This is a genomic window from Streptococcus bouchesdurhonensis (assembly GCF_948472335.1).
Genome location: NZ_CAOKTW010000008.1, coordinates 23,836 through 50,665 on the forward strand (window position 1 = coordinate 23,836; position 26,830 = coordinate 50,665).

Here is a 26,830-nt window from a genome sequence, read left to right on the forward strand (position 1 = left end):
AAACCAAGGCTAATCTTAGCCTTGGCTTGTCAGCCTAACAGCATCAAGCCTCTTATCAAATGAAATCGAGGGCTAGCTATCAGCTAGTTAAAACATCTAATTTTTAGGAGGGCTGGGTGACTAACTTCATTATAGAACTTTCATTTAGTTAGCAAAAAGGCTTGTTGTCTATAATTGTCTGCATTAGTCTAGATTTTATTTATAGAAAATGTTATAATAGACTGTATTTAAAAAATTTTAAGGAGAAATGACAGAATGTCTGTATCATTTGAAAACAAAGAAACAAACCGTGGTGTCTTGACTTTCACTATCTCTCAAGACCAAATCAAACCAGAATTGGATCGTGTCTTCAACTCAGTTAAGAAATCTCTTAATGTTCCAGGTTTCCGTAAAGGTCACCTTCCACGTCCTATCTTCGACAAAAAATTTGGTGAAGAGTCACTTTACCAAGATGTTATGAACGCTCTTTTGCCAAATGCTTATGAAGCAGCTGTAAAAGAAGCTGGTCTTGAAGTCGTTGCTCAACCAAAAATTGATGTAACTTCAATGGAAAAAGGTCAAGACTGGGTTATCACAGCTGAAGTCGTGACAAAACCTGAAGTTAAATTGGGTGACTACAAAAACCTTGAAGTATCAGTTGATCTAGAAAAAGAAGTAACTGACGCTGACGTTGAAGAGCGTATTGAACGCGAACGCAACAACTTGGCTGAATTGGTTATCAAAGAAGCTGCTGCTGAAAACGGCGATACTGTTGTTATTGACTTCGTTGGTTCTATCGATGGTGTTGAATTTGATGGCGGAAAAGGTGAAAACTTCTCACTTGGACTTGGTTCAGGTCAATTCATCCCTGGTTTTGAAGACCAATTGGTAGGTCACTCAGCTGGCGAAACTGTTGATGTAGTTGTAACATTCCCAGAAGACTACCAAGCAGAAGACCTTGCAGGTAAAGAAGCTAAATTCGTAACAACTATCCACGAAGTAAAAGCTAAAGAAGTTCCAGCTCTTGATGATGAGCTTGCAAAAGACATTGACGAAGAAGTTGAAACACTTGCTGAATTGAAAGAAAAATACCGCAAGGAATTGGCTGCTCTAAAGAAGAAGCATACAAAGATGCAGTTGAAGGTGCAGCAATCGATAAAGCTGTAGAAAACGCTGAAATCGTAGAACTTCCAGAAGAAATGATTCACGAAGAAGTTCACCGCTCAGTAAACGAATTCCTTGAAACTTGCAACGTCAAGGTATCAACCCTGACATGTACTTCCAAATCACTGGAACTACTCAAGAAGACCTTCACAAACAATACGAGGGAGAAGCTGAGTCACGTACTAAGACTAACCTTGTTATCGAAGCAGTTGCCAAAGCTGAAGGGTTTGACGCTTCAGAAGAAGAAATCCAAAAAGAAGTTGAGCAATTGGCAGCAGATTACAACATGGAAGTTGCTCAAGTACAAAGCTTGCTTTCGGCTGATATGTTGAAACACGATATCACAATCAAAAAAGCTGTTGAATTGATTACAAGCACAGCAACAGTAAAATAATCTTAAAAGATAAAAAGCCCACCTGAATTGGTGGGTTTTCTTGTGCACTATTTTCCAAAAATCTCTTTGAGGTCTGCGTCTGTAATCCCAATCATGGCGGGGATGCTGTCCCAGTTTTCTTCGGTTAGGATGTAGGATTGTTCAGAGGTACTTGATGTGGCTGTTTCAGAAATCGCTTGTTGTTTTTCTTCAACATTATCCAATAAATCACTGAAGCGTTCAATCAGATAGGTTTTTCGGGTAGTTCCAATGTGTTGGGTAGCATAATCAAAGGCCTGCAATTCACCTAGTAAGATAAGCTTGCTTTTGGCGCGTGTAATGGCTGTATAGATGAGATTGCGCTCCAGCATACGCCTACTAGCACTGGTGATCGGTAGGATGACAACAGGGAACTCACTTCCCTGTGATTTATGGATGCTCATGGCATAGGCCAGGCGAATCTTGTACCATTCGTTACGTGGGTAAGAGACTTCATTGCCATCAAAATCAATAACAATCTCGTCTTGTTTCGACTCGGTGTATTTACCAGGAATCAGGTCTGTGATGGCTCCTAAATCTCCATTAAAGACATTGATTTCAGCATCGTTGACCAAGTGAATGACCTTATCTCCCTTACGATAGTGGCACTGGGGAGCTTCAAAACTGAGTTGGTCTTTTTGTGGTGGGTTCAGGAGGTCTTGCATGAGTTGGTTGATGGCATCAATCCCTGCCGTCCCTCGGTACATGGGAGCCAGAACTTGGATATCACGGGCAGGAATGCCACTTCTGAGGGCAGCGCCTAAGATTTTCTCAATCGTAGCAGGAATATGGCCACTAGCAATTTCAAAGTAGGAACGGTCAGCTTTTTTCTGGGTGAAATCGGCTGGCAAGATGCCCTGTCGGATTTGACTAGCTAGGGTGACGATGGTTGATTCTTCGCTTTGCCGATAAATTTTTTCCAAGCGAGTCTGAGGAATTAAAGGAATATGAAGGAGGTCAGCTAGAACTTGTCCAGGGCTGACAGACGGTAGCTGATCGCTATCTCCCACGATGAGAATCTTACTGTTAGAAGAGATGTTGGAGAAGAGTTGATTGGCCAGCCAAGTATCCACCATGGAAAATTCATCCACGATAATAAAGTCAGCATCCAGATAATCTTCCAGATGACTAGTATCATCGTCGCCTGTCATTCCCAAGTGACGGTGTATAGTCGCGCTTGGCAAGCCTGTCAATTCATTCATGCGACGAGCTGCTCGTCCAGTTGGAGCAGCAAGAAGAATCGGCAGGTTGCTTTTCTTCCTGAGGTCAAGTCCTTCTAAAAGGGCATAAACAGCGATGATCCCATTGATAACAGTCGTCTTACCAGTACCAGGTCCACCTGTCAGGATAAAGACCTTATTCTGGATAGCATCACAGATAGCTTGTTTTTGAATGCTATCATACTCAATCTCCAGATCTTCTTCGACAGTAGCGATATGTTTTTGAATGGTTTCTAAATCTTGGCTCTTCTGTTTTCCTTTTTCAAGGATACGAATCAAGTGACTGCGGATACCTTCCTCAGCGAAAAAGAGGCTGTTGTCAAAGTCTTGGTATCAATCTGCTGAACCTTGTCTTCTTCGATCAGGTAGGAGAGCTCTTGGGCAACTTGGCTGGGGTCTAGTTCCACGGGACGGGAAGACTCAAGGAGAGTAAGGGTTTGTTCCAGCAAATCCCGTGCTTCAACATAGGTGTCCCCTGTTTCCATACAGGCCTGAAAAAGACTGTGAACTAGACCGGCGCGGAAGCGTTCAGGAGCCTGACTTTCGATGCCTAGTTCCTCAGCTAGTTGGTCAGCAATGGTAAAGCCCAAACCCTTGATATCCTCAACTAGCTGGTAGGGATAATTTTCAACCACATCAAGGGTTTCTTCCTTGTAAAAGTCTTGAATCTGAAAGGCTAGTTTGTTGGGAATGCCGTAGTTGGCTAGTTTGGCCAAAACCATCTCCGTTCCGTAGTTGAGACGGAGAGTGGAGACGAAAGCCTCGCGATTTTTGGCAGAGAGCCCTGCGATGCCTTCTAACTTTTCTGGGTGTTGCAAAATTTCGTCAATGGTATTGTCGCCATAGGTGTCCACTATTTTCTGAGCTGTCTTGAGACCAATTCCCTTGAAATGGCTACTTGAAAAGTACTTGACCAAGCCCTTGCTAGTTGGTTTTGCACGTTCATAACGGTTGATTTGCAGTTGTTCCCCATACTTGGAGTGCTGGACAATTTGCCCCCAAAAAGTGTAGTCTTCGCCCCCAATCACATCAGCCATGGTGCTTAGGTGACAATAATTTCAAAATCATCAAAATCCTCTGCGTCCGTATCGTCGATTTCTAGGAGGAGGATACGATAAAAATTACTGGGATTTTCAAAAATAATCCGTTCAATGGTTCCTGAAAAATAAACTTCCATAAGATTCCTTTGCATAAATAGGTGAGAGTTAACTTTGTATCTATTTTATACTCAATGAAAATCTCTTCAAACCACGTCAGCTTCGCCTTGCCGTATATATGTTACTGACTTCGTCAGTTCTATCTACAACCTCAAAGCAGTGCTTTGAGCAACCTGCGGCTAGCTTCCTAGTTTGCTCTTTGATTTTCATTGAGTATAACTTTGTTTCTATCTTAATCAAACTGGATAGTGAATAATCATATTCTCACGATAGAAGAAGAGGCTGAGATTGCTGACTCTCGGCCTCTTCGATTTCTTAAAATGTTCCGATACGGGTGATTGGCCAGAAGCGGAATTTAGCTTCCCCTGTGATATCTTTTGCTTTGAAGGTACCTACGTGGCGGCTGTCGCTCGAAACCAAGCGGTCGTCTCCGAGGAGAAGGTATTCTCCTTCTGGAACTGTAAAGCTAAAGTTGGTGTTGTAGTTGACATCAACTGTGAAGGCTTGAGCTTTTTGAGCGATACTTCTAAAGAAAGTTCCTTTATTTCCTTCAAATCCCTTGCCTGAGTAGGTGCTTTGGAGTTTGTCATCCTTGAAGCGTTTGATATAGTCAGCTAGATAAGGTTCATCTGTCTCTTTGTCATTGATGTAAAGTTTATCATTTTCGTAACGGATGGTATCGCCAGGCATTCCGATGACGCGCTTGACGATGTCCTTATTGCCATCTTCCTCATGGGCCACCACGATATCAAAACGGTCAATAGGGAGGTGCTTAACGACAAAGAGAATTTCGCCATCCGCTAGGGTAGGATCCATGGAGTGTCCTTCTACGCGGACATTACTCCAAAAAAAGATACGACTTAAAGCTAGTAATGACAGAATCAGGAGGAATAATCCCCACTCTTTTAGGAAATTTTTAAATGAATTCATAACTTACCTTTCTAAGCGTTTTTTCGCTTTTTCAGTATTTTTAAAGTGCAATTTGGCGCAGAAGTTGAGTCCCTGCATACCATAGGCTTGTAAAATCTGGCTAGCTACCTTATCAGAAGCTGTTCCAGCTCCACTTGGAAGTTGATAACCCAGTTCTCGTCCTAGATTTTCTAGATTTTCCAGAAAGAGATCACGCGCAATGATAGAAGAAACTGCGACAGCCAAGTATTCGCCCTCAGCCTTTTCTTCTAAGCTGATAGGATTGCTGAAACGATTGGCCTCTTGTGCCAAGTACTTGTCATAATTTTTAGCACTGGTAAAGGCATCAATCACAATTTTCTCAGGTTGAACGCCTTTTTGAAGAAGGAGATAGATAGCCTGGTTATGGAGGGCAACCTTAACCGAAACAGCATTGTAGCGGTCTCCGATGACCTCGTTGTACTTGCTGGGTGAGAGAAGCAGTGCCTGGTGCTGGATTTTGTCCTTGAGGATAGGGGCAATCTGACGAATCTTTTGGTCGGTCAGAGTTTTAGAATCCCCCACACCGAGTTTTCGCAAGAAAGCATGCTGGTCAGGTGTGACAAAGGAAGCCACAACTGCAAGTCCACCAAAGTAGGAACCATTTCCCACCTCATCTGTCCCAATCAAAGGAAGATTTTGTCCGCTGGTTTCCTCTACAACTTGATAGCCAAAGAAACGAGCATATTTCTCAGCTCCTTCACCCTGAAGCAAGACCTTTCCAGAAGTATAGATAGAAACCGTTGCCTGAGGCAGTCTCAAAAAGTAGCGGATATAGGGATTCTTACTAGGAGCCAGACTGGTTTGATAGTGTTCAAGAAAAGCCTGAATCTTCTTTTCACTTGGTGTGAGTGTTATACTTGCCATAGTTTCTATTGTACCATAAAAGCAGGCAAATTTGTAAAAACTGACAAAATTAGCGAATTTTGGTATAATATCGTGAGGTGAATTTTATGGCAAATCTAAATCGATTCAAATTTACATTCGGGAAAAAATCATTAACCTTGACAAGCGAGCATGATAACCTTTTTATGGAGGAAATCGCCAAGGTTGCGACAGAAAAATACCAAGCAATTAAAGAACAAATGCCTAGTGCAGACGATGAAACCATCGCTCTTTTGTTGGCAGTCAACTGTTTATCAACTCAGCTCAGCCGTGAGATTGAATTTGACGATAAGGAGCAAGAGCTAGAAGAACTCCGTCACAAGCTTGTGACTTGCAAGCAAGAACAGAGCAAGATTGAGGACTCCTTATGATTTCACTCCTTCTTCTATTGGTCTTGGCTTGGGGATTTTATATCGGCTATCGGAGAGGCCTGCTCTTACAGGTTTATTACCTGATTTCAGCTATGGCATCTGCTTTTATGGCTGGTCAGTTTTACAAGGGGCTTGGCGAGCAGTTTCACTTATTGCTCCCTTATGCAAATCCGCAGGAAGGTCAGGGAACTTTCTTTTTCCCATCGGATCAACTCTTTCAGTTGGATAAGGTCTTTTATGCAGGGATCGGCTACTTGCTTGTATTTGGGATTGTCTATAGCATCGGTCGTTTGCTTGGTCTCCTATTACACTTGATCCCTAGTAAAAAATTGGGTGGTAAGTTGTTCCAAGTTTCAGCAGGTATCTTGTCCATGTTGGTGACCTTATTTGTCTTGCAAATGGCCTTGACCATCTTGGCGACCATCCCCATGGCAGCTATACAAAATCCTCTTGAAAAGAGTATCGTCGCAAAACACATCATCCAGAGCATACCAGTAACAACCAGTTGGCTCAAACAAATCTGGGTGACAAATTTAATCGGATAAAAAGGGCAGGAGTTTTCCTAGCCCTTTGTTTACAGATTGACTAGAATCTATCAGAATGTAAAAAGCTACCACACCTAGACATTCAAAGATAAGGAAATAAAGATGAATAAGAAAATATTAGAAACATTAGAGTTTAATAAGGTCAAGGCCTTGTTTGAGCCCCATTTGTTGACCGAGCAGGGCTTGGAGGAATTGAGACAGCTAGCTCCAACTGCCAAAGCAGATAAAATCAAACAGGCTTTTGCTGAGATGAAGGAAATGCAGGCTCTTTTCGTTGAGCAACCGCATTTTACCATTCTCGCAACTAAGGAAATTGCAGGAGTCTGCAAGCGGCTGGAGATGGGGGCAGACCTCAATATTGAGGAGTTCCTACTCTTGAAGCGCGTGCTTCTGTCTAGCCGAGAGCTGCAAAGTTTTTATGCCAATCTGGAAAATGTCAGCTTGGAAGAATTAGCCCTTTGGTTTGAGAAATTACATGATTTTCCGCAATTACAAGGAAATCTCCAAGCCTTTAATGATGCAGGTTTCATTGAAAATTTTGCCAGTGAAGAATTGGCGCGAATCCGCAGAAAAATCCATGATAGCGAGAGTCAGGTACGCGATGTTTTACAGGACCTGCTCAAGCAAAAAGCGCAGATGTTGACAGAAGGGATTGTTGCTAGCAGAAATGGCCGTCAGGTTTTACCAGTCAAAAATACCTACCGCAATAAGATTGCAGGTGTCGTTCATGATATTTCTGCTAGTGGAAATACCGTCTATATCGAACCCCGTGAGGTGGTCAAACTGAGCGAAGAAATTGCCAGTTTGCGAGCAGATGAGCGCTATGAAATGCTTCGCATTCTCCAAGAAATTTCTGAGCGTGTTCGCCCTCATGCGGCTGAGATTGCTAATGACGCTTGGATTATCGGTCATCTGGACTTGATTCGTGCTAAGGTTCGCTTTATCCAAGAAAGGCAAGCAGTCGTTCCTCAGATATCAGAAAATCAAGAAATTCAACTGCTCCATGTCTGCCATCCTTTGGTCAAAAATGCCGTTGCAAATGATGTCCATTTTGGACAAGATTTAACAGCTATTGTCATTACAGGTCCCAATACAGGTGGGAAGACCATCATGCTTAAAACTCTGGGCTTGACACAGGTGATGGCCCAGTCCATCTGCCGATTTTAGCAGACAAGGGAAGTCGTGTTGGTATTTTTGAAGAAATTTTTGCTGATATTGGCGATGAGCAATCTATTGAGCAGAGCTTGTCTACCTTCTCTAGCCACATGACCAATATTGTGGATATTCTTGGCAAGGTCAACCAGCATTCGCTCTTGCTCTTAGATGAGTTGGGGGCTGGTACAGATCCCCAAGAGGGAGCCGCTCTTGCCATGGCTATTCTGGAGGACCTTCGCCTGCGTCAAGTCAAGACTATGGCGACGACCCACTATCCAGAACTCAAGGCCTACGGTATTGAGACAGCCTTTGTGCAAAATGCCAGCATGGAGTTTGATACTGCAACTCTACGCCCGACCTATTGCTTTATGCAAGGAGTTCCTGGTCGAAGCAATGCCTTTGAGATTGCCAAACGTCTAGGCCTATCTGAAGTTATCGTAGGGGATGCCAGTCAGCAGGTCGATCAGGACAATGATGTCAATCGTATCATTGAGCAACTGGAAGAGCAGACGCTGGAAAGCCGTAAACGCTTGGACAATATCCGTGAGGTGGAGCAAGAAAATCTCAAGATGAATCGTGCTCTTAAAAAACTTTACAACGAGCTCAATCGTGAAAAGGAAACTGAGCTTAACAAAGCGCGTGAACAAGCTGCTGAGATTGTGGACATGGCCCTCAGTGAGAGTGACCAGATTCTCAAAAATCTCCATAGTAAATCTCAACTTAAACCCCACGAAATCATTGAAGCCAAGGCCAAGCTGAAAAAATTGGCTCCTGAAAAAGTAGATCTATCTAAAAACAAGGTCCTTCAAAAGGCCAAGAAAAAACGAGCTCCCAAGGTGGGAGATGATATCGTGGTTCTCAGTTATGGACAGCGTGGTACCTTGACTAGTCAACTCAAGGATGGCCGTTGGGAAGCCCAAGTCGGTTTGATTAAGATGACCTTGGAAGAGAAAGAGTTTGGCCTTGTTCAAGCCCAGCAAGAAAAACCAGTCAAGAAGAAACAGGTCAATGTTGTGAAACGAACTTCTGGGCGAGGACCTCAAGCTAGACTGGACCTTCGAGGCAAGCGCTATGAAGAAGCCATGAATGAGCTAGATGCCTTTATAGACCAAGCTTTGCTTAACAATATGGCGCAAGTTGATATCATCCATGGTATCGGAACAGGAGTCATCCGAGAAGGTGTCACCAAATACCTACAAAGAAATAAGCATGTCAAGAGTTTCGGCTATGCCCCACAAAATGCTGGAGGGAGTGGCGCAACTATTGTGACTTTTAGAGGATAAGAAATATTTCGGATTCATAAAGTAAAAACTGTTGGGTAAATTCCCAAACTAAGTTCCACCGCTAATCCAAGTGGAAGTTAGTCTGATAAAAATCCTAAAAACCAGTGGAAATCCGTGTCAGGGTAAGTTCCACTGGTTTTACTCATGCTTGATTTCATCGCTTTTGTAGCCAAAATGAATCGAAAAAAAGAGCGCACAAAATCCCCTCATCTGAAAGCGTTTCAGATTAAGTTCCGCTATGGTGGAAGTTAGTGTGAGACGTTTGAATGCGGTTAAAGATTAGTTTTTAGAACTTATGTTGGAGTAATTTAGACGACTGGCAGACGTCTTCTGCAGGTATTTTAGAAATGCCGAGAAGCTTAGGAATCTCTTCTCCATAGGTAAATGCAAAGAGTTCATAGGCTGACTCTCCATTCAAAGCAGCACGTTTGACGCTGTTGACATGCGAACAGACGAGATTGATGTCCTCTTGAGTTAAATTGTCAAAAGAAGTTCCCTTAGGTAGAATGTCGCGAATCAGCGTGTGATTTTTCTCAATTCTGCCTTTCTGGTCAGAGCGATTAGGGTCACAAAAGAATAGCTTACTCTCTCCTCGCACATCCATTTCGATATCATCAACCCTGGCAAACTCTCCACCATTATCTGTCAGGATGACAGGAAAGAGTTGGAAGAAATCTTTGGCAGCTTGGTGAAGAGTGTTCTTGATGTCATAGAGGTGTTTGGTAACCTCAAGGGTAGTTTTATTATCCAGAAGTCTAGCGAAGATAAAGTTACAGAAAGAGAGATTGAAGGTGAGTAGGACTTTACCTCCCATCCTCCCCATAACTGTATCCATTTCCAGCCAAGAGTCTAGTTGATTCAGTGCTAAATAGTTTTGGAAATCCTCATAGGAACGGCCTTTTTTAGCTTCTTTAGGGATGGAAGGTAGCTTACTTTTCCGTCTTTCTTTGAATTTAACGGCTCTGGCTAGGTCAATAGGAGCGATAGATAGGTATCCTTTTCGGATGTGTCGATAGACGGTTGAGGAGCTGACATCAAGATTGTGAGTTTTGAGGATATGATAGATGTGTTGTCCTTTTTTAACACCCTCAGAAATGACTTTGTCCATGTCCCAGAAGGTCTTGGAATTGAGGGGAGTTCCTTCACGAGATTCAACCAGAGTTTGTTCGTACTGCTTTTGAGCTTGCTTAGCGAGGTAGAAGATCTTTTTATAGCCACAATTCTGTCTTCTTTGAGGACATCCATTACAGACAAAGGGAGTTTTGTCAAGTAGAGGGCAAGGAAGGTTATGGCATGTAGACTCTCGGACTCGTCTGTTTCGTTTGACTTCTTTGGAGACAGTGGTCGGGTCTTTTAGAATGGACTGTCCGATAGCTTTGAAGGTTTCACCGCGCTCTAAGCCTAATTGGATATCATTACGGTCTGAAAGGGTAAGGTGTTTATGTTTTGTCATAGTGAGCCTCATTTCTAACTCAAACGTCTCACACTTAATTCCACCATAAAAATCCGTTTTAGACTAATTTCCACTTTGGTCAAGCAAGTGGAAGTTACTTTGAGAAGTTACCGTAAAAACTGTTGAACTAATTTTTACTAATAAACACATTGACAAAAGCCAACATTTTTTGTAAAATAAGAATCAATTAAATACCAACACCGAATGAAGTTTAATAGAAGTGGGGAATCGTTTGATTTTCCATGACTGTAAATGGACGGAACTCTGGAGAGACCGTAAAGGCACCGAAGGGGCAAGGCAGGCAACTGCTCAAACTCTCAGGTAAAAGGACAGAGCTAGGATAGACCGCTTTTTAGCATTTATCTAAGCATTCCAGAGTACATGTATCTTGCATGTGCTCTTTCTTTTGGGGTTGAAACGATAGGAGAAGGAAATGTTAGAATTGCTTAAATCAATCGATGCTTTTGCTTGGGGACCGCCCCTCTTGATTTTATTGGTCGGAACAGGGCTTTACCTAACTATTCGGCTAGGACTCTTGCAAGTTTTGCGTCTGCCCAAGGCCTTTCAGCTTATTTTTATCCAGGATAAGGGACATGGGGATGTATCCAGTTTTGCAGCTCTGTGTACAGCCTTGGCATCAACTGTTGGAACAGGAAATATCATAGGAGTTGCGACGGCTATCAAGGTTGGTGGACCAGGAGCTCTATTTTGGATGTGGATGGCGGCTTTCTTTGGAATGGCTACCAAGTATGCGGAAGGACTCTTGGCCATCAAATACCGCACCAAGGACGACCATGGTGCAGTAGCGGGAGGTCCCATGCACTATATCCTTCTAGGGATGGGAGAAAAGTGGCGACCACTTGCTGTTTTGTTTGCAGTAGCAGGAGTATTGGTTGCTCTCTTGGGAATCGGAACCTTCACCCAAGTCAACTCGATTACAGAATCTATCCAAAATACAACGATGATTTCACCAGCCATCACAGCTCTCGTTTTGTCTGTTTTTGTAGCGATTGCAGTCTTTGGCGGACTCAAGTCCATTTCAAAGGTTTCAACTACTGTTGTTCCTTTTATGGCTATCATTTATATCTTAGGAACTCTTACAGTTATTTTCTTTAATATCGGGAAAATTCCTTCTACAATCGCTTTAATCTTGACATCGGCTTTTAGTCCCCTTGCTGCGGTAGGTGGATTTGCTGGTGCTAGCGTTCGGATGGCTATTCAAAATGGTGTGGCGCGTGGTGTGTTCTCAAATGAATCTGGTCTAGGTTCTGCTCCCATTGCAGCGGCTGCGGCTAAGACAAATGAACCAGTAGAGCAAGGTTTGATTTCTATGACAGGAACCTTTATTGATACTCTCATTATCTGTACTCTGACTGGTTTGACCATCTTGGTGACTGGTGTTTGGAGTGGTGACTTAAATGGGGTTGCCTTGACTCAGTCAGCCTTCTCAACAGTCTTTTCACACTTTGGGCCTGCCCTCTTGACCATCTTCCTTGTACTTTTTGCCTTCACAACGATTCTAGGTTGGAACTATTACGGAGAACGCTGTTTCGAGTTCCTCTTTGGTGTTCGTTTTATCTGGCTCTACCGTGTGGTCTTTGTGCTCATGGTCTTGTTGGGAGGATTTATCGAGTTGGATATGGTCTGGATTATCGCAGATATCGTCAACGCCTTGATGGTTCTGCCAAACTTGATTGCCCTCTTAGTCTTGTCGCCAGTCGTTATTGCTGAAACTAAAAAGTATTTTGACAAATAATGAAATCACACATGGCGTGTGATTTTTTTGCCTATAAATGATTTTTATCAAGCTGATATATAATATATATTATGCAAATGATTGGAAGTGTGATAAACTAATACTCAATGAAAATCAAAGAGCAAACTAGGAAGCTAGCCGCAAGCTGTACTTGAGTACGGTAAGGCGACGCTGACGCGGTTTGAATTTGATTTTCGAAGAGTATAATATACAACGAAAATCTTATGAGAGAATAAACCTTTGTCTTAAATAAACTTAGGAATCAGGATTTTATAAGATTTTCCAATAATATTAGTGTCAATAACAAGAAAAGAGGTATCTTATGACAACATTTACAATCCATACAGTAGAATCAGCACCTAAGAGAAGTGAAAGAAGTTCTTGAAACAGTAGAAAAAGACAACAATGGCTATATTCCCAACCTAATCGGTCTCTTGGCCAATGCACCGACTGCTTTAGAAGCCTACCGAACTGTCGCATCTATCAACCGTCGCAACAGCCTGACACCCGTTGAGCGTGAAGTGGTGCAAATCACGGCAGCCGTGACCAATGGTTGTGCCTTCTGTGTCGCAGGTCACACAGCCTTTTCCATCAAACAAATCCAGATGAATGATGACTTGATTCAAGCTCTTCGCAATCGTACTCCAATTGAAACAGATCCTAAATTGGATACCCTAGCTAAGTTTACTTTGGCAGTTATCAATACCAAGGGTCGTGTAGGAGATGAAGCCTTGTCTGAGTTTTTAGAAGCTGGCTACACCCAACAAAATGCCTTGGATGTGGTTCTTGGTGTCAGCCTAGCAAGCCTCTGTAACTATGCCAACAACCTAGCCAATACCCCAATTAACCCAGAATTGCAATCTTATGCTTAATTCATATCTGAGTAAAAAATGAAGTCTGAAATCAACGGACTTCGTTTTTTATCCCCTCATTTAAGCGCTTTTATGCTATACTGAAACTAACATGATTATTGGAGGTTAGGATGAAAAAACTCCCCTTGGTATTTTCTGGTTGTTTGCTAGGTTTAGCAGGATCTGGAAATCTTATTTTAGATACGTTGCTTAGGTTCTGTCACATCTTTTTAGTCTGACAGGTTTGATTTTGTGGATTTACTTTCTGCTTCTGCATCTTTTTAATTGGAAAGAAACCAAGCAAGAGTTGACCAAGCCCCCTCTTTTATCAGGAATGGCCACCTTTCCCATGGCTGGGATGATTTTATCGACCTATGTCTTTCGCGTCTTCCCTCATCTTCCTTTGGTAGCGCAAGGGCTCTGGTGGTGTTCATTTCTCTTGGATTTGGCCTTGATTGCTGGTTTCACTATCAAGTTTGCTTGTCCGGTCGGAGGGTTCATGCTACTCCTAGCTGGACGGTGCTTTATGTAGGGATAGCGGTAGCAGCCTTGACTTATCCTCTGGTGGGTATCATTGAAATTGCCTATGTGACCTTGAGTTTTGGTTTTCTTCTTACCTTCTATCTCTATCCCCTTATTTATAGTGATTTAAAGAAGCAACCACTCCCACTAGCCTTGCTTGGGCAAGAAGGTATCTACTGTGCTCCCTTTTCTTTGCTTTTGGCTTCTCTGGTTCGAGTTGGAGGAGCTAGCCTACCGACTTGGGTCTTGATTTTCATGCTTTTGGCTTCCCAATCCTTCTTTTTCTTTGTTTTGACTCGCCTACCCAATATTTTAAAACAAGGTTTTCAACCAGCCTTCTCAGCCCTCACCTTCCCGACTATTATCACAGCTACTTCGCTTAAGATGGCTCAGGGAATCTTGAAACTTCCATTTTTGGATTATTTGGTACTGGCTGAAACTGTTATTTGCCTAATCATTTTGCTCTTTGTATTAGGCGCTTATCTGATTTGGTTACGAAAAAAGGTCTAGCTAGAAATAGCTAAACCTTATTTTTTATGGTCTGATAACTTCAGCTCCACCCATGTATGGACGAAGAGCTTCTGGAATGGTCACAGAACCATCTGCATTTTGGTAGTTTTCAAGAATAGCAGCCACTGTACGTCCAACTGCAAGTCCAGAACCGTTTAAGGTATGGAGCAATTTCACCTTGCCATCTGCTTCATCACGGTAACGGATTTGGGCACGACGGGCTTGGAAATCTTCTGTGTTTGAACAGCTTGAGATTTCACGGTAAGTATTTTGGGCTGGAATCCACACTTCCAAGTCGTAAGTCTTCGCAGCTGAGAAGCCCATATCTCCAGAGAGAGAGCAACGACACGGTATGGAAGGTTGAGTTTTTGAAGAATGTTTTCAGCGTTGGCCGTCATTTTTTCCAATTCTTCGTAAGATTCTTCTGGTTTGGCAAATTTGACCATTTCAACCTTGTGGAATTGATGCAAACGAATCAAGCCACGAGTATCACGGCCAGCTGAACCAGCCTCAGAACGGAATGATGGACTCATAGCAGTGAAGTAGATTGGAAGATCTTTGCCGTCCAAGATTTCATCACGGTAGTAGTTTGTCAGAGGAACTTCAGCTGTAGGAATAAGGACATAATTGCTGTCGCTGAGTTCAAAAGTATCTTCCTTGAATTTTGGATATTGACCAGTACCAAACATAGAGTCATGGTTAACCATATAAGGTGTGATGACTTCAGTATAGCCTTCTTTTCCATGTTCATCCAACATAAAGTTGTAGATAGCACGTTCCAAACGAGCACCGAGGCCTTTATAGAAGAGGAAGCGAGCGCCTGTTACCTTACCACCGCGTTCCCAATCAAGGATACCAAGCTCTTCACCAAGATCCCAGTGAGCTTTTGGCTCAAAGTCAAACTCGCGTGGAGTCCCCCAACGGCGAACTTCCACATTGTCGTCTTCGTCCGCCCCAACAGGAACGCTGTCAGCTGGGATATTTGGAAGAGTAGTGGTAAATTCTGTCAATTTAGCATCGATTGCTGCCAATTCAGCATCCAAGGCTTTGACCTCAGCAGATAGAGTTTGCATGGCAGCAATCTTGTCATCTGCATTTTCCTTGTTACGTTTGGCTTGGGCAATCTCAGCAGAAACTGTGTTACGTTCTGCCTTGAGAGTTTCAACCTTGACCAAGATGTCACGACGCTTAGCATCGATTTCTTTCATCTCATTCAAGACAGCAGCATCTACACCACGTGTAGCCAATTTTTCTGCGACAGCATCAAAGTCTGTACGAATACGTTTGATATCTAACATAAGAACTCCTTTATGAAAAAAGCACACCTGACAAAGCGTTGGAGTGGCAGGGCCACGGTTCCATCCAACTTCACAGGTGTGCACTTGATTGTGTATGTAATTGTTATTAACGGTAGAATTTCACCTATCCCTCCTATCTGCTCGCAGCATCCGCAGACTTTCTGAAAGAAGAAGATAACCTACTTATCCGTTGCTATGATTATACTAAAGTTTCTACTTTTTTGCAAATAGATTTTTAAATTTTTGACCAATTGTCTGAATCAGGGTCGGAAGTTTGATGACCTTGTCATTACCCAGTTTTTCACGAGCAATTTTGAGAATGGCACCTGAGTCTTTTGAAGCAAAGAGGAATTTTCCTTTGTCTGTAAAGACTTCGAAGTGGCGACTGATTTTCCGCCCAGTGACATTGGCTCCAATTTGGTTGATATGGCTCCAAGGAATCTGGATAAATTGTTCAACATTGACATCGGGGTAAAATTCCAAAGCCTGATCTCCGACAAGGAATTTCCCAACTTTCCCAGCGATAGAGAGGTAGGAAGTGCCTGTCGTACTGAGGAGTACTGTTTTGTTAAGTGATTGAGCCATGCTTAGTCTTCCTTACTTTCTCCAAAAAGCATTGTAGAGGGCTTTAATTGCTGCTTTCTCTTGGTCTTTATTGACAACAAACATAATAGAAACTTCACTAGAACCTTGAGACATCATCTGGATGTTGATTTTGTTTTCAGATAGAGCGCGTGTCGCAGTAGCAGTCACTCCGATATGGCTCTTCATTTTTTCACCAACAATCATAATGATAGAAAGGTCGTGTTCGATTTCTGCATGATCTACTTTAGCCTTTTGAACCAACTGACGCAGGATTTCTTCTTCCTTGATGGGAGTTAGTTCGCGAGAACGGAGAATGATAGAAAGATTGTCGATACCTGTTGGCATATGTTCCCAACCGATGTTAAGTTCTTCCAGGATTTGCAGAACCTTGCGGCCAAATCCAACCTCACGGTTCATGAGGTATTTCGACATGTTAATGCTGACAAAGCCTGAGTCACCAGCAATTCCCACAACTGGAAATTCATCACTACTGTGTTTTAGAACGATACGAGTACCCGGATGGTCAGGGTTGTTGGTATTCTTGATAACCAGAGGAATTTTTCCACGGTAGGCAGGAAGAAGAGCCTCGTCATGAAGGACTGAGAAGCCTGCATAGGCCAACTCGCGCATTTCACGGTAGGTTAACTTAGGAATCGAGTGTGGTTGGTGAATGATTCCAGGGTGGGCTGCAAAGATACCATCAACGTCCGTAAAGTTTTCATAGAGGTCGGCTTTTACACCTAAGCAGCAATGATAGAACCTGTAATGTCTGATCCTCCACGTGAGAAGGTACAGATTTGATTTTCCTTAGTGACACCAAAGAAACCAGGAATGACAAGGACTTCATTGGTGTTTGTCAATTCTTCAATCTTGTCATAACTTGATGGAATGATGCGAGCGTGACCAGGTTCACTTGTGACCACAATCCCAGCTTCTCTAGGGTGCATATAGCGTGCATCGATACCATTTTGGTTAAAGTAGGCAGCAATCAATTTGGCATTGTTATTTTCACTTACTGCTAGGAAAGTATCGTAGAGAAATTCATTTTCTTCAATAGGAAGAGTGGCCAAGGCGTGAATGCTTTTAGAAATTTTTTCTAGCACAGCTGGTTTTAGTCCCAATTCACTAACCATAGCAGCATAGCGGTCGATAATCCAGCTTTGGCTCTTGCTAATATCGTTACCCGCAACATAGTCGCGGTAGTATTTAATCAGGGCATCCGTAACCTTAGTATCTTCAGCATTGCGTTTACCAGGCGCAGAAACGACTACAAAACGACGCTCTGAATCGCTTTTGACGATGTTTAAAACTTTTTCTAATTGACTAGCAGAGGCAAGAGAACTACCTCCAAATTTAACAACTTTCATAAGAACTCCTAAAGTAAGTATTTTATACGATTATAGCAGAAAGAAAGGCTTTTTTCAATGAAGAAAATAAGATGCTTTATAGGATAAAGCGAGCCTTTCCAATCGGCTGAGACACTTTCAGTCAATTTTTTCTTGCTTTCTGTTCCCAAAAAAGATATACTTTGAAAATAAAATAATTCAATACTCAATGAAAATCAAAGAGCAAACTAGGAAGCTAGCCGTAGTCAGCTCAAAGCACTGCTTTGAGGTTGTGGATAGAACTGACGAAGTCAGCTCAAAATACTGTTTTGAGGTTGCAGATGGAAGTTGACGTAGTTTGAAGAGATTTTCGAAGAGTATAAACTGCTTATAAAATAAAAAGGAGTCCAGATGGAACATATTATTTATCAGCTTGAAGAGGATTTGGCAATTATTACTTTAAACCGTCCTGATGTCGCTAATGGTTTCCATATTCCCATGTGTGAGGAGATCTTAGAAGCCTTGACTCTGGCAGAAGAAAATCCAGCTGTGCATTTTATCTTAATCAATGCCAATGGAAAGGTCTTCTCAGTTGGGGGAGATTTGGTAGAGATGAAGCGGGCAGTGGATGAGGATGATATTCCATCATTGACAAAAATCGCAGAGTTGGTCAATACGATTTCTTATAAAATCAAGCAAATAGCCAAACCTGTTTTAATGGAAGTTGACGGTGCTGTTGCAGGTGCCGCAGCGAATATGGCTGTTGCGGCAGATTTCTGTTTGGCGACGGATAAGGCTAAGTTTATCCAAGCCTTTGTTGGTGTTGGTTTGGCTCCAGATGCAGGGGGAATTCATCTCTTGAGCCGCAGTATCGGTGTGACGCGTGCTGCTCAATTAGCTATGACAGGAGAGGCTTTAACGGCAGAAAAAGCCCTAGAATGGGGGTTGGTTTACCGCGTTTCTGAAGCTGAAAAACTTGAAAAGACGAGAGAACAGCTTCTTAAAAAATTAAGACGTGCTTCAAGTAATTCCTATGCTGCCATTAAGAAGTTGGTTTGGGAGAGCCAGTTTAAAGACTGGCAGGGTTACGCTACTTTAGAACTGAACCTACAGAAATCCTTAGCTCAAACAGAGGATTTCAAAGAAGGAGTGCGAGCTCATTCGGAGAGAAGAAGACCTAAATTTACAGGAAAATAAAAAATACTTGCATCATTCTTTGAATTTTGATATAATTCTTTCTGTCAAATGTTTTGATTGTAAAAGTTTTTTGAAGAAGGAGGGATATGAAAAATGGACTACCAACGAATCAATGAATATTTAACATCTATATTTAACAATGTCCTTGTAATTGAGGAAGTGAACTTGAGAGGTAGTCGTTTTAAGGATATCTCCATCAAAGAAATGCATACGATTGATGTCATCGGTAAGGCTCCAGATGTGACTCCAAGTCAAGTGTCAAAAGAGTTGATGGTAACTCTTGGAACTGTTACGACAAGTTTGAACAATTTAGAGCGTAAGGGCTACATTGAGCGAGTTCGGTCAGAACAGGATCGTCGTGTGGTGCATCTGCATTTGACAAAGAAGGGGCGCTTGATCCATAGACTGCATAAACGCTTCCACAAGGCCATGGTAGAAAAAATTATTGATGGCATGAGCGAGGAAGAAATTGATGTTATGAGCAAAGGTTTGACTAATCTTTACCAATTTTTGGAGGATTTGAAATAATGGCTTTTGCAAAAATAAGCCAGGTTGCTCATTATGTGCCAGAGCAAGTGGTTACAAATCACGACTTGGCTCAGATTATGGATACCAATGATGAGTGGATTTCAAGTCGAACGGGAATACGACAAAGGCATATTTCAAGAACAGAATCTACCAGTGATTTGGCTACGGAAGTTGCTAAGAAACTGATGGCAAAAGCTGGAATAATAGGAGAGGAACTGGATTTTATCATCCTAGCTACCATTACTCCAGATTCGATGATGCCCTCTACAGCTGCTCGTGTTCAAGCTAATATTGGTGCTAATAAAGCCTTTGCTTTTGACTTAACCGCGGCTTGCAGTGGATTTGTATTTGCTCTTTCAACTGCTGAAAAGTTTATCGCTTCTGGTCGCTTTCAAAAAGGCTTGGTGATTGGTAGTGAAACCCTCTCTAAGGCAGTCGATTGGTCGGATCGATCAACAGCTGTGTTGTTTGGAGATGGTGCTGGTGGTGTCTTGTTAGAAGCTAGCGAGCAAGAGAATTTCTTAGCTGAGAGTCTCAATAGCGATGGAAGTCGCAGTGAGTGTTTAACTTATGGGCATTCAGGTTTGCATTCTCCATTTTCAGATCAAGAAAGTGCAGATTCATTTTTGAAGATGGATGGACGCGCAGTCTTTGATTTTGCCATTCGAGATGTAGCCAAGTCTATCAAGCAGACTATTGAAGAATCTCCTATAGAGGCGACAGACTTGGATTATCTGCTATTGCATCAGGCTAATATCCGTATTTTGGATAAGATGGCTAGAAAAATTGGTGTTGACCGAGACAAACTTCCAGCCAATATGATGGAATATGGCAATACCAGTGCAGCCAGTATCCCGATTTTACTTTCAGAGTGTGTAGAACAAGGTCTCATCCCTTTAGATGGTAGCCAGACTGTTCTTCTATCAGGCTTCGGTGGAGGCTTGACCTGGGGCACGCTCATTCTTACAATTTAGGTAATCATGTGGTGAACACATTGTTATAAAAAACTATTTATTTTAAAGGAGTCCTATCATGGCAGTATTTGAAAAAGTACAAGAAATTATCGTTGAAGAACTTGGAAAAGATGCATCAGAAGTAACACTTGAATCAACTTTTGATGATTTGGACGCTGATTCATTGGACTTGTTCCAAGTAATCTCAGAAATCGAAGATGCTTTTGATATCCAAATCGAAGCAGAAGATGACTTGAAAACAGTTGGTGACTTGGTTGCCTACGTTGAAGAGCAAACAAAATAATACTCAATGAAAATCAAAGAGCAAACTAGGAAGCTAGCCGCAGGCTGTACTTGAGTACGGCAAGGTGACGCTGACGTGGTTTGAATTTGATTTTCGAAGAGTATAAGCAGAATATAGATAGAAGGAGTAGGGAAACCCGCTCCCTCTTGTTTAGGCAATAGTTTGATTGTCAAATTATGACAGTATCGAACTATTACGTAAGCAAGAAACGATGGAGGCACTATGAAAACGCGTATTACAGAATTATTGAACATTGATTATCCTATCTTTCAAGGAGGAATGGCTTGGGTTGCTGATGGTGATTTGGCAGGGGCTGTTTCTAAAGCTGGAGGACTAGGGATTATCGGTGGGGGAAATGCCCCGAAAGAAGTTGTCAAGGCAAATATTGATAAGATCAAATCATTGACGGATAAACCCTTTGGTGTCAACATCATGCTCTTGTCTCCCTTTGTGGAAGATATTGTAGATCTCGTTATCGAGGAAGGTGTTAAGGTAGTGACAACAGGTGCAGGAAATCCTGGTAAATACATGGAACGTTTCCATGAAGCTGGGATAATCGTTATTCCTGTCGTTCCTAGTGTTGCTTTAGCTAAACGCATGGAAAAAATCGGTGCAGACGCTGTTATTGCAGAAGGAATGGAAGCTGGGGGGCATATCGGTAAATTAACAACCATGACCTTGGTGCGACAGGTAGCCACAGCTGTATCTATTCCTGTTATTGCTGCAGGAGGAATTGCGGATGGTGAAGGTGCTGCGGCTGGCTTTATGCTAGGTGCAGAGGCTGTACAGGTGGGGACACGGTTTGTAGTTGCAAAAGAGTCGAATGCCCATCCAAACTACAAGGAGAAAATTTTAAAAGCAAGGGATATTGATACTACGATTTCAGCTCAGCACTTTGGTCATGCTGTTCGTGCTATTAAAAATCAGTTGACTAGAGATTTTGAACTGGCTGAAAAAGATGCCTTTAAGCAGGAAGATCCTGATTTAGAAATCTTTGAACAAATGGGAGCAGGCGCCCTAGCCAAAGCAGTTGTTCACGGTGATGTGGATGGTGGCTCTGTCATGGCAGGTCAAATCGCAGGGCTTGTTTCTAAAGAAGAAACAGCTGAAGAAATCCTAAAAGATTTGTATTACGGAGCAGCTAAGAAAATTCAAGAAGAAGCCTCTCGCTGGGCAGGAGTTGTAAGAAATGACTAAAACAGCCTTTTTATTTGCTGGTCAAGGTGCCCAGTATCTAGGGGTGGGACGGGATCTCTATGATCACTACCCTATTGTCAAAGAAACGATTGATCGAGCGAGTCAGGTGCTCGGTTATGATTTGCGTTATCTCATCGATAGGGAAGAAGACAAACTCAATCAGACCCGCTATACGCAACCAGCCATTCTAGCGACTTCGGTTGCTATCTACCGTTTATTGCAAGAAAAGGGCTATCAGCCTGATATGGTTGCTGGTTTATCTCTTGGAGAATACTCTGCCTTGGTGGCAAGCGGCGCCTTGGATTTTGAAGATGCGGTTGCCTTGGTAGCTAAGCGTGGAGCCTATATGGAAGAAGCGGCTCCTGCTGACTCTGGTAAGATGGTAGCAGTTCTCAATACGCCAGTAGAGGTCATTGAAGAAGCCTGTCAAAAAGCTTCTGAACTTGGAGTGGTTACTCCAGCCAACTATAACACACCTGCACAAATCGTCATTGCTGGAGAAGTGGTTGCAGTTGATCGAGCGGTTGAACTTTTGCAAGAAGCAGGTGCCAAACGCTTGATTCCTCTCAAGGTGTCAGGTCCCTTTCACACCGCTCTCCTTGAACCTGCTAGCCAGAAACTAGCTGAAACTCTAGCTCAGGTAAGTTTTTCAGATTTTACTTGTCCCCTAGTCGGCAATACAGAAGCTGCTGTGATGCAAAAAGAGGACATTGCTCAGCTCTTGACGCGTCAGGTCAAGGAACCCGTTCGTTTCTATGAAAGTATTGGGGTCATGCAAGAAGCAGGCATAAGCAACTTTATCGAGATTGGACCGGGGAAAGTCTTGTCAGGTTTTGTTAAAAAAATTGATCAAACTGCTCACTTAGCTCATGTGGAAGATCAAGCGAGTTTAGTAGCACTTTTAGAAAAATAGACTAAAATAAGTAGAAGTTTTGAAAGGAAAAAAATGAAACTAGAACATAAAAATATCTTTATTACAGGTTCGAGTCGTGGAATTGGTCTTGCCATCGCCCACAAATTTGCTCAAGCAGGAGCCAACATTGTCTTAAACAGTCGTGGGGCAATCTCAGAAGAATTGCTCGCTGAGTTTTCAAACTATGGTATCAAGGTGGTTCCCATTTCAGGAGATGTATCAGATTTTGCAGACGCTAAGCGTATGATTAATCAAGCTATTGCAGAACTGGGTTCAGTAGATGTTTTGGTCAACAATGCAGGGATCACCCAAGATACTCTTATGCTCAAGATGACAGAAGCAGATTTTGAAAAAGTGCTCAAGGTCAATCTGACTGGTGCCTTTAATATGACACAATCAGTCTTGAAACCGATGATGAAAGCCAGAGAAGGTGCTATCATTAATATGTCTAGTGTTGTTGGTTTGATGGGGAATATTGGTCAAGCTAACTATGCTGCTTCTAAGGCTGGCTTGATTGGCTTTACCAAGTCTGTGGCACGCGAGGTCGCTAGTCGGAATATACGAGTCAATGTGATTGCTCCAGGAATGATTGAGTCTGATATGACCGCTATCTTATCAGATAAGATTAAGGAAGCTACACTAGCTCAGATTCCGATGAAAGAATTTGGGCAGGCAGAGCAGGTTGCAGATTTGACAGTATTTTTAGCAGGCCAAGATTATCTAACTGGTCAAGTGGTTGCCATTGATGGTGGCTTAAGTATGTAGCGAAAGCTAGAGGTGAAAAGAATGAAACTAAATCGAGTAGTGGTAACAGGTTATGGAGTAACATCTCCAATCGGAAATACACCAGAAGAATTTTGGAATAGTTTAGCAACTGGGAAAATCGGCATTGGTGGCATTACAAAATTTGATCATAGTGACTTTGATGTGCATAATGCGGCAGAAATCCAAGATTTTCCGTTCGATAAATACTTTGTAAAAAAAGATACCAACCGTTTTGATAACTATTCTTTATATGCCTTGTATGCAGCCCAAGAGGCTGTAAATCATGCCAATCTTGATGTAGAGGCTCTTAATAGGGATCGTTTTGGTGTTATCGTTGCATCTGGTATTGGTGGAATCAAGGAAATTGAAGATCAGGTACTTCGCCTTCATGAAAAAGGACCCAAACGTGTCAAACCAATGACTCTTCCAAAAGCTTTACCAAATATGGCTTCTGGGAATGTAGCCATGCGTTTTGGTGCAAACGGTGTTTGTAAATCTATCAATACTGCCTGCTCTTCATCAAATGATGCGATTGGGGATGCCTTCCGCTCCATTAAGTTTGGTTTCCAAGATGTGATGTTGGTGGGAGGAACAGAAGCTTCTATCACACCTTTTGCCATCGCTGGTTTCCAAGCCTTAACAGCTCTCTCTACTACAGAGGATCCAACTCGTGCTTCGATCCCATTTGATAAGGATCGCAATGGGTTTGTTATGGGTGAAGGTTCAGGGATGTTGGTTCTAGAAAGTCTTGAACACGCTGAAAAACGTGGAGCTACTATCCTGGCTGAAGTGGTTGGTTACGGAAATACTTGTGATGCCTACCACATGACTTCTCCACATCCAGAAGGTCAGGGAGCTATCAAGGCCATCAAACTAGCCTTGGAAGAAGCTGAGATTTCTCCAGAGCAAGTAGCCTATGTCAATGCTCACGGAACGTCAACTCCTGCCAATGAAAAAGGAGAAAGTGGTGCTATCGTAGCTGTTCTTGGTAAGGAAGTACCTGTATCATCAACCAAGTCTTTTACAGGACATTTGCTGGGGGCTGCGGGTGCAGTAGAAGCTATCGTCACCATCGAAGCTATGCGTCATAACTTTGTACCAATGACAGCTGGGACAAGTGAAGTATCAGATTATATCGAAGCTAATGTCGTTTATGGACAAGGCTTGGAGAAAGAAATTCCATACGCTATTTCAAATACTTTTGGTTTTGGAGGCCACAATGCAGTTCTTGCTTTCAAACGTTGGGAGAATAGATAAGTATGAATTTAAACGATATTAAAGACTTGATGACTCAATTTGACCAGTCAAGTTTGAGAGAATTTTCTTATAAAAATGGGACGGATGAGTTGCAGTTTAGCAAGAATGAAGCGAGATCTGTGCCTGAAGTTGCAACTCAAGTCGCTCCAGCACCCGTTCTAGCAACACCGAGTCCAGTAGCTCCTACATCTGCTCCAGCAGAGACTGTAGCAGAAGAAGTTCCAGCTCCAGCTGAAGCAAGTGTGGCTACTGAGGGAAATCTTGTAGAGAGTCCACTTGTTGGAGTGGTTTACTTGGCTGCTGGACCAGATAAACCTGCCTTCGTTACAGTTGGTGATAGTGTCAAAAAAGGTCAAACATTGGTCATTATCGAAGCCATGAAAGTCATGAATGAAATCCCAGCTCCTAAGGATGGTGTGGTAACGGAAATTCTCGTCTCTAACGAAGAAATGGTTGAGTTTGGTAAAGGATTGGTATGTATCAAATGATCGATATTCAAGGAATCAAAGAAGCCCTTCCCCACCGTTATCCTATGCTTCTAGTGGACCGTGTCTTGGAAGTGAGCGAGGATACCATTGTTGCTATCAAAAATGTGACCATCAACGAGCATTTCTTTAACGGTCATTTTCCTCAATACCCAGTTATGCCAGGTGTTCTGATTATGGAAGCCTTGGCGCAAACTGCTGGTGTGTTGGAGTTATCAAAACCTGAAAATAAAGGAAAACTGGTCTTTTACGCTGGTATGGACAAGGTTAAGTTCAAGAAGCAAGTTGTACCAGGCGACCAATTGGTTATGACAGCGACTTTTGTAAAACGTCGTGGCACCATAGCTGTGGTTGAAGCAAAGGCTGAAGTGGATGGCAAGCTTGCAGCCAGTGGTACCCTTACTTTTGCAATTGGGAACTAAGGAGGTTCTCCATGTTTCGAAAAATTTTAATTGCCAATCGTGGTGAAATTGCGGTTCGTATTATCCGTGCGGCACGTGAATTGGGGATTGCGACGGTAGCGGTTTATTCAACTGCTGATAAGGAAGCCCTCCATACGCTTTTAGCAGATGAAGCGGTTTGTATCGGCCCTGGCAAGGCTACAGAGTCTTATCTCAATATTAATGCGGTTCTATCAGCTGCAGTCTTGACTGAGGCAGAAGCTATTCACCCAGGTTTTGGATTTCTCAGTGAAAATTCCAAATTTGCAACCATGTGTGAAGAGGTGGGAATCAAGTTTATCGGTCCATCTGGCCATGTTATGGATATGATGGGGGATAAGATCAATGCGCGTGCTCAGATGATCAAAGCTGGTGTTCCAGTCATTCCAGGTTCGGATGGAGAAGTGCATAACTCTGAAGAAGCTTTGATTGTTGCTGAAAAAATTGGCTATCCTGTTATGCTCAAGGCTTCAGCAGGTGGAGGTGGTAAAGGGATTCGTAAGGTTGAAAAACCAGATGACCTCGTTTCTGCCTTTGAAACTGCCTCTAGTGAGGCCAAGGCCAATTATGGCAATGGTGCCATGTACATAGAACGGGTTATCTATCCAGCTCGGCACATTGAGGTTCAAATCCTAGGTGATGAGCATGGACATGTGATTCACTTGGGTGAACGGGATTGTTCTCTTCAAAGGAATAACCAAAAGGTTTTGGAAGAAAGTCCCTCGATTGCAATCGGAAAAACGCTGCGTCATGAAATAGGTGCTGCTGCTGTTCGAGCGGCAGAGTTTGTTGGCTATGAGAATGCAGGGACTATTGAGTTTCTTCTTGATGAAGCAAGTAGCAACTTCTACTTCATGGAAATGAATACTCGTGTTCAGGTGGAACATCCAGTAACAGAATTTGTTTCAGGTGTGGATATCGTTAAGGAACAGATTCGCATTGCGGCAGGTCAGCCCCTGTCTGTTAAGCAAGAAGATATTGTCCTACGCGGTCATGCCATCGAGTGTCGTATCAATGCAGAAAACCCAGCCTTTAACTTTGCTCCAAGTCCAGGTAAGATTACCAATCTCTATCTGCCAAGTGGTGGAGTTGGCTTGCGCGTGGATTCAGCAGTTTATCCAGGCTATACTATTCCGCCTTATTATGATAGTATGATTGCCAAAATCATCGTACACGGCGAAAATCGTTTTGACGCCTTGATGAAAATGCAACGTGCCCTCTATGAATTAGAGATTGAAGGAGTGCAGACCAATGCAGATTTCCAGCTTGACCTCATTTCAGATCGCAATGTCATTGCTGGGGATTATGATACTTCCTTCTTGATGGAAACCTTCTTACCTAAATATCAAGAAAAAGAATAAAATGACTTTAA

At 42.6% G+C, this 26,830-nt stretch carries 19 protein-coding genes, 7 pseudogenes and 1 riboswitch; of the genes and pseudogenes, 19 read left to right on the forward strand and 7 right to left on the reverse strand.

Annotation, left to right across the window (positions count from 1 at the left end):
• The first annotated feature begins 255 nt into the window (after window positions 1-255).
• Window positions 256-1,537, forward strand: a pseudogene (tig, locus tag QMQ21_RS12915) (trigger factor).
• Window positions 1,538-1,584: 47 nt separating this feature from the next.
• Here tig and recD2 read toward each other — a convergent pair.
• The 3 genes and pseudogenes from recD2 to rnhC all read right to left on the reverse strand — a co-directional run bounded on the left by recD2 (window position 1,585) and on the right by rnhC (window position 5,747).
• Window positions 1,585-3,952: pseudogene (recD2, locus tag QMQ21_RS12920) on the reverse strand (SF1B family DNA helicase RecD2).
• A 295-nt stretch (window positions 3,953-4,247) separates the two neighbouring features.
• Window positions 4,248-4,862 carry a signal peptidase I gene (gene lepB, locus QMQ21_RS12925; RefSeq protein WP_001083986.1) on the reverse strand — a complete coding sequence of 205 codons (615 nt, stop codon included), beginning with the start codon at window positions 4,860-4,862 and terminating at the stop codon, window positions 4,248-4,250.
• Between the two features lie 3 nt (window positions 4,863-4,865).
• Window positions 4,866-5,747 carry a ribonuclease HIII gene (gene rnhC / locus QMQ21_RS12930; RefSeq protein WP_000146891.1) on the reverse strand — a complete coding sequence of 294 codons (882 nt, stop codon included), beginning with the start codon at window positions 5,745-5,747 and terminating at the stop codon, window positions 4,866-4,868.
• 86 nt (window positions 5,748-5,833) lie between these two features.
• Here rnhC and zapA point away from each other — a divergent pair, with 86 nt between their 5' ends.
• From zapA to QMQ21_RS12945, 3 genes and pseudogenes are all read left to right on the forward strand, one after another.
• A complete protein-coding gene (gene zapA, locus QMQ21_RS12935) occupies window positions 5,834-6,136 on the forward strand; it encodes a cell division protein ZapA (RefSeq protein ID WP_000002019.1) in 303 nt (100 codons plus the stop codon).
• Window positions 6,133-6,681, forward strand: a complete 549-nt coding sequence (locus QMQ21_RS12940) for a CvpA family protein (protein WP_000624509.1) — start codon at window positions 6,133-6,135, stop codon at window positions 6,679-6,681. The genes zapA and QMQ21_RS12940 overlap by 4 nt, the downstream gene beginning before the upstream one ends.
• Window positions 6,682-6,783: 102 nt before the next feature.
• Window positions 6,784-9,119 (forward strand): annotated as a pseudogene (locus QMQ21_RS12945) (endonuclease MutS2).
• 286 nt (window positions 9,120-9,405) lie between these two features.
• Here the strand turns inward: QMQ21_RS12945 and QMQ21_RS12950 are convergent.
• Entirely contained in the window at window positions 9,406-10,572 is a 1,167-nt protein-coding gene (locus tag QMQ21_RS12950) for an IS30 family transposase (RefSeq protein WP_054388008.1), read from the reverse strand.
• A gap of 254 nt (window positions 10,573-10,826) precedes the next feature.
• Window positions 10,827-10,915, forward strand: a riboswitch (glycine riboswitch).
• 90 nt (window positions 10,916-11,005) lie between these two features.
• On the opposite strand from QMQ21_RS12950, the gene QMQ21_RS12955 reads away from it, so the two are divergent.
• From QMQ21_RS12955 to QMQ21_RS12965, 3 genes and pseudogenes are all read left to right on the forward strand, one after another.
• The gene (locus QMQ21_RS12955; RefSeq protein ID WP_054388007.1) at window positions 11,006-12,328 is read left to right on the forward strand and encodes an alanine/glycine:cation symporter family protein; all 1,323 of its coding nucleotides are present in this window, start codon (window positions 11,006-11,008) and stop codon (window positions 12,326-12,328) included.
• Between the two features lie 322 nt (window positions 12,329-12,650).
• Window positions 12,651-13,200 (forward strand): annotated as a pseudogene (locus QMQ21_RS12960) (carboxymuconolactone decarboxylase family protein).
• A 110-nt stretch (window positions 13,201-13,310) separates the two neighbouring features.
• Window positions 13,311-14,211: pseudogene (locus tag QMQ21_RS12965) on the forward strand (TDT family transporter).
• A 24-nt stretch (window positions 14,212-14,235) separates the two neighbouring features.
• On the opposite strand, the pseudogene serS reads toward QMQ21_RS12965, so the two are convergent.
• The 3 genes and pseudogenes from serS to QMQ21_RS12980 form a co-directional block, all read right to left on the reverse strand.
• Window positions 14,236-15,509 (reverse strand): annotated as a pseudogene (gene serS, locus QMQ21_RS12970) (serine--tRNA ligase).
• Window positions 15,510-15,722: 213 nt separating this feature from the next.
• Window positions 15,723-16,094, reverse strand: a complete 372-nt coding sequence (locus QMQ21_RS12975) for a DUF956 family protein (RefSeq protein WP_000079356.1) — start codon at window positions 16,092-16,094, stop codon at window positions 15,723-15,725.
• 12 nt (window positions 16,095-16,106) lie between these two features.
• Window positions 16,107-17,461: pseudogene (locus QMQ21_RS12980) on the reverse strand (aspartate kinase).
• A 187-nt stretch (window positions 17,462-17,648) separates the two neighbouring features.
• Between QMQ21_RS12980 and QMQ21_RS12985 the strand changes: the two are divergent.
• The 12 genes from QMQ21_RS12985 (at window position 17,649) to accC (ending at window position 26,819) form a co-directional block, all read left to right on the forward strand.
• Window positions 17,649-17,771, forward strand: a complete 123-nt coding sequence (locus QMQ21_RS12985; RefSeq protein ID WP_001839798.1) for a hypothetical protein — start codon at window positions 17,649-17,651, stop codon at window positions 17,769-17,771.
• 59 nt (window positions 17,772-17,830) lie between these two features.
• Complete coding sequence (locus QMQ21_RS12990; RefSeq protein WP_000400065.1) at window positions 17,831-18,616, forward strand: enoyl-CoA hydratase; 786 nt, start codon at window positions 17,831-17,833, stop codon at window positions 18,614-18,616.
• A gap of 93 nt (window positions 18,617-18,709) precedes the next feature.
• Entirely contained in the window at window positions 18,710-19,144 is a 435-nt protein-coding gene (gene fabT, locus QMQ21_RS12995; RefSeq protein ID WP_000386348.1) for a fatty acid biosynthesis transcriptional regulator FabT, read from the forward strand.
• Window positions 19,144-20,118, forward strand: a complete 975-nt coding sequence (locus QMQ21_RS13000) for a beta-ketoacyl-ACP synthase III (protein WP_000852944.1) — start codon at window positions 19,144-19,146, stop codon at window positions 20,116-20,118. Before fabT ends, QMQ21_RS13000 begins: the two co-directional genes overlap by 1 nt.
• Window positions 20,119-20,176: 58 nt before the next feature.
• Window positions 20,177-20,401, forward strand: coding sequence for an acyl carrier protein (locus QMQ21_RS13005; protein WP_000257838.1), 225 nt, complete (start codon window positions 20,177-20,179; stop codon window positions 20,399-20,401).
• Between the two features lie 222 nt (window positions 20,402-20,623).
• Window positions 20,624-21,598, forward strand: a complete 975-nt coding sequence (gene fabK / locus QMQ21_RS13010; RefSeq protein ID WP_023936336.1) for an enoyl-[acyl-carrier-protein] reductase FabK — start codon at window positions 20,624-20,626, stop codon at window positions 21,596-21,598.
• Complete coding sequence (gene fabD / locus QMQ21_RS13015) at window positions 21,591-22,511, forward strand: ACP S-malonyltransferase (RefSeq protein ID WP_023933124.1); 921 nt, start codon at window positions 21,591-21,593, stop codon at window positions 22,509-22,511. The genes fabK and fabD overlap by 8 nt, the downstream gene beginning before the upstream one ends.
• Before the next feature lie 33 nt (window positions 22,512-22,544).
• Entirely contained in the window at window positions 22,545-23,276 is a 732-nt protein-coding gene (gene fabG / locus QMQ21_RS13020; RefSeq protein WP_023933126.1) for a 3-oxoacyl-[acyl-carrier-protein] reductase, read from the forward strand.
• A 21-nt stretch (window positions 23,277-23,297) separates the two neighbouring features.
• Window positions 23,298-24,533 carry a beta-ketoacyl-ACP synthase II gene (gene fabF, locus QMQ21_RS13025; protein ID WP_000774063.1) on the forward strand — a complete coding sequence of 412 codons (1,236 nt, stop codon included), beginning with the start codon at window positions 23,298-23,300 and terminating at the stop codon, window positions 24,531-24,533.
• A gap of 2 nt (window positions 24,534-24,535) precedes the next feature.
• Window positions 24,536-25,021 (forward strand): acetyl-CoA carboxylase biotin carboxyl carrier protein, encoded by a 486-nt coding sequence (gene accB, locus QMQ21_RS13030; RefSeq protein WP_023936338.1) that lies wholly within the window; start codon window positions 24,536-24,538, stop codon window positions 25,019-25,021.
• Complete coding sequence (fabZ, locus tag QMQ21_RS13035; RefSeq protein ID WP_031233589.1) at window positions 25,018-25,440, forward strand: 3-hydroxyacyl-ACP dehydratase FabZ; 423 nt, start codon at window positions 25,018-25,020, stop codon at window positions 25,438-25,440. Before accB ends, fabZ begins: the two co-directional genes overlap by 4 nt.
• An 11-nt stretch (window positions 25,441-25,451) precedes the next feature.
• Window positions 25,452-26,819 (forward strand): acetyl-CoA carboxylase biotin carboxylase subunit, encoded by a 1,368-nt coding sequence (accC, locus tag QMQ21_RS13040; RefSeq protein WP_023933130.1) that lies wholly within the window; start codon window positions 25,452-25,454, stop codon window positions 26,817-26,819.
• The last annotated feature ends 11 nt before the right edge of the window (window positions 26,820-26,830 follow it).

Coding starts and splice junctions, on each gene's coding strand:
- lepB (WP_001083986.1), bottom strand. CDS start 4,862: ATGAATTCATTTAAAAATTTCCTAAAAGAGTGGGGATTATTCCTCCTG.
- rnhC (WP_000146891.1), bottom strand. CDS start 5,747: ATGGCAAGTATAACACTCACACCAAGTGAAAAGAAGATTCAGGCTTTT.
- zapA (WP_000002019.1), top strand. CDS start 5,834: ATGGCAAATCTAAATCGATTCAAATTTACATTCGGGAAAAAATCATTA.
- QMQ21_RS12940 (WP_000624509.1), top strand. CDS start 6,133: ATGATTTCACTCCTTCTTCTATTGGTCTTGGCTTGGGGATTTTATATC.
- QMQ21_RS12950 (WP_054388008.1), bottom strand. CDS start 10,572: ATGACAAAACATAAACACCTTACCCTTTCAGACCGTAATGATATCCAA.
- QMQ21_RS12955 (WP_054388007.1), top strand. CDS start 11,006: ATGTTAGAATTGCTTAAATCAATCGATGCTTTTGCTTGGGGACCGCCC.
- QMQ21_RS12975 (WP_000079356.1), bottom strand. CDS start 16,094: ATGGCTCAATCACTTAACAAAACAGTACTCCTCAGTACGACAGGCACT.
- QMQ21_RS12985 (WP_001839798.1), top strand. CDS start 17,649: ATGAAAATCAAAGAGCAAACTAGGAAGCTAGCCGTAGTCAGCTCAAAG.
- QMQ21_RS12990 (WP_000400065.1), top strand. CDS start 17,831: ATGGAACATATTATTTATCAGCTTGAAGAGGATTTGGCAATTATTACT.
- fabT (WP_000386348.1), top strand. CDS start 18,710: ATGGACTACCAACGAATCAATGAATATTTAACATCTATATTTAACAAT.
- QMQ21_RS13000 (WP_000852944.1), top strand. CDS start 19,144: ATGGCTTTTGCAAAAATAAGCCAGGTTGCTCATTATGTGCCAGAGCAA.
- QMQ21_RS13005 (WP_000257838.1), top strand. CDS start 20,177: ATGGCAGTATTTGAAAAAGTACAAGAAATTATCGTTGAAGAACTTGGA.
- fabK (WP_023936336.1), top strand. CDS start 20,624: ATGAAAACGCGTATTACAGAATTATTGAACATTGATTATCCTATCTTT.
- fabD (WP_023933124.1), top strand. CDS start 21,591: ATGACTAAAACAGCCTTTTTATTTGCTGGTCAAGGTGCCCAGTATCTA.
- fabG (WP_023933126.1), top strand. CDS start 22,545: ATGAAACTAGAACATAAAAATATCTTTATTACAGGTTCGAGTCGTGGA.
- fabF (WP_000774063.1), top strand. CDS start 23,298: ATGAAACTAAATCGAGTAGTGGTAACAGGTTATGGAGTAACATCTCCA.
- accB (WP_023936338.1), top strand. CDS start 24,536: ATGAATTTAAACGATATTAAAGACTTGATGACTCAATTTGACCAGTCA.
- fabZ (WP_031233589.1), top strand. CDS start 25,018: ATGATCGATATTCAAGGAATCAAAGAAGCCCTTCCCCACCGTTATCCT.
- accC (WP_023933130.1), top strand. CDS start 25,452: ATGTTTCGAAAAATTTTAATTGCCAATCGTGGTGAAATTGCGGTTCGT.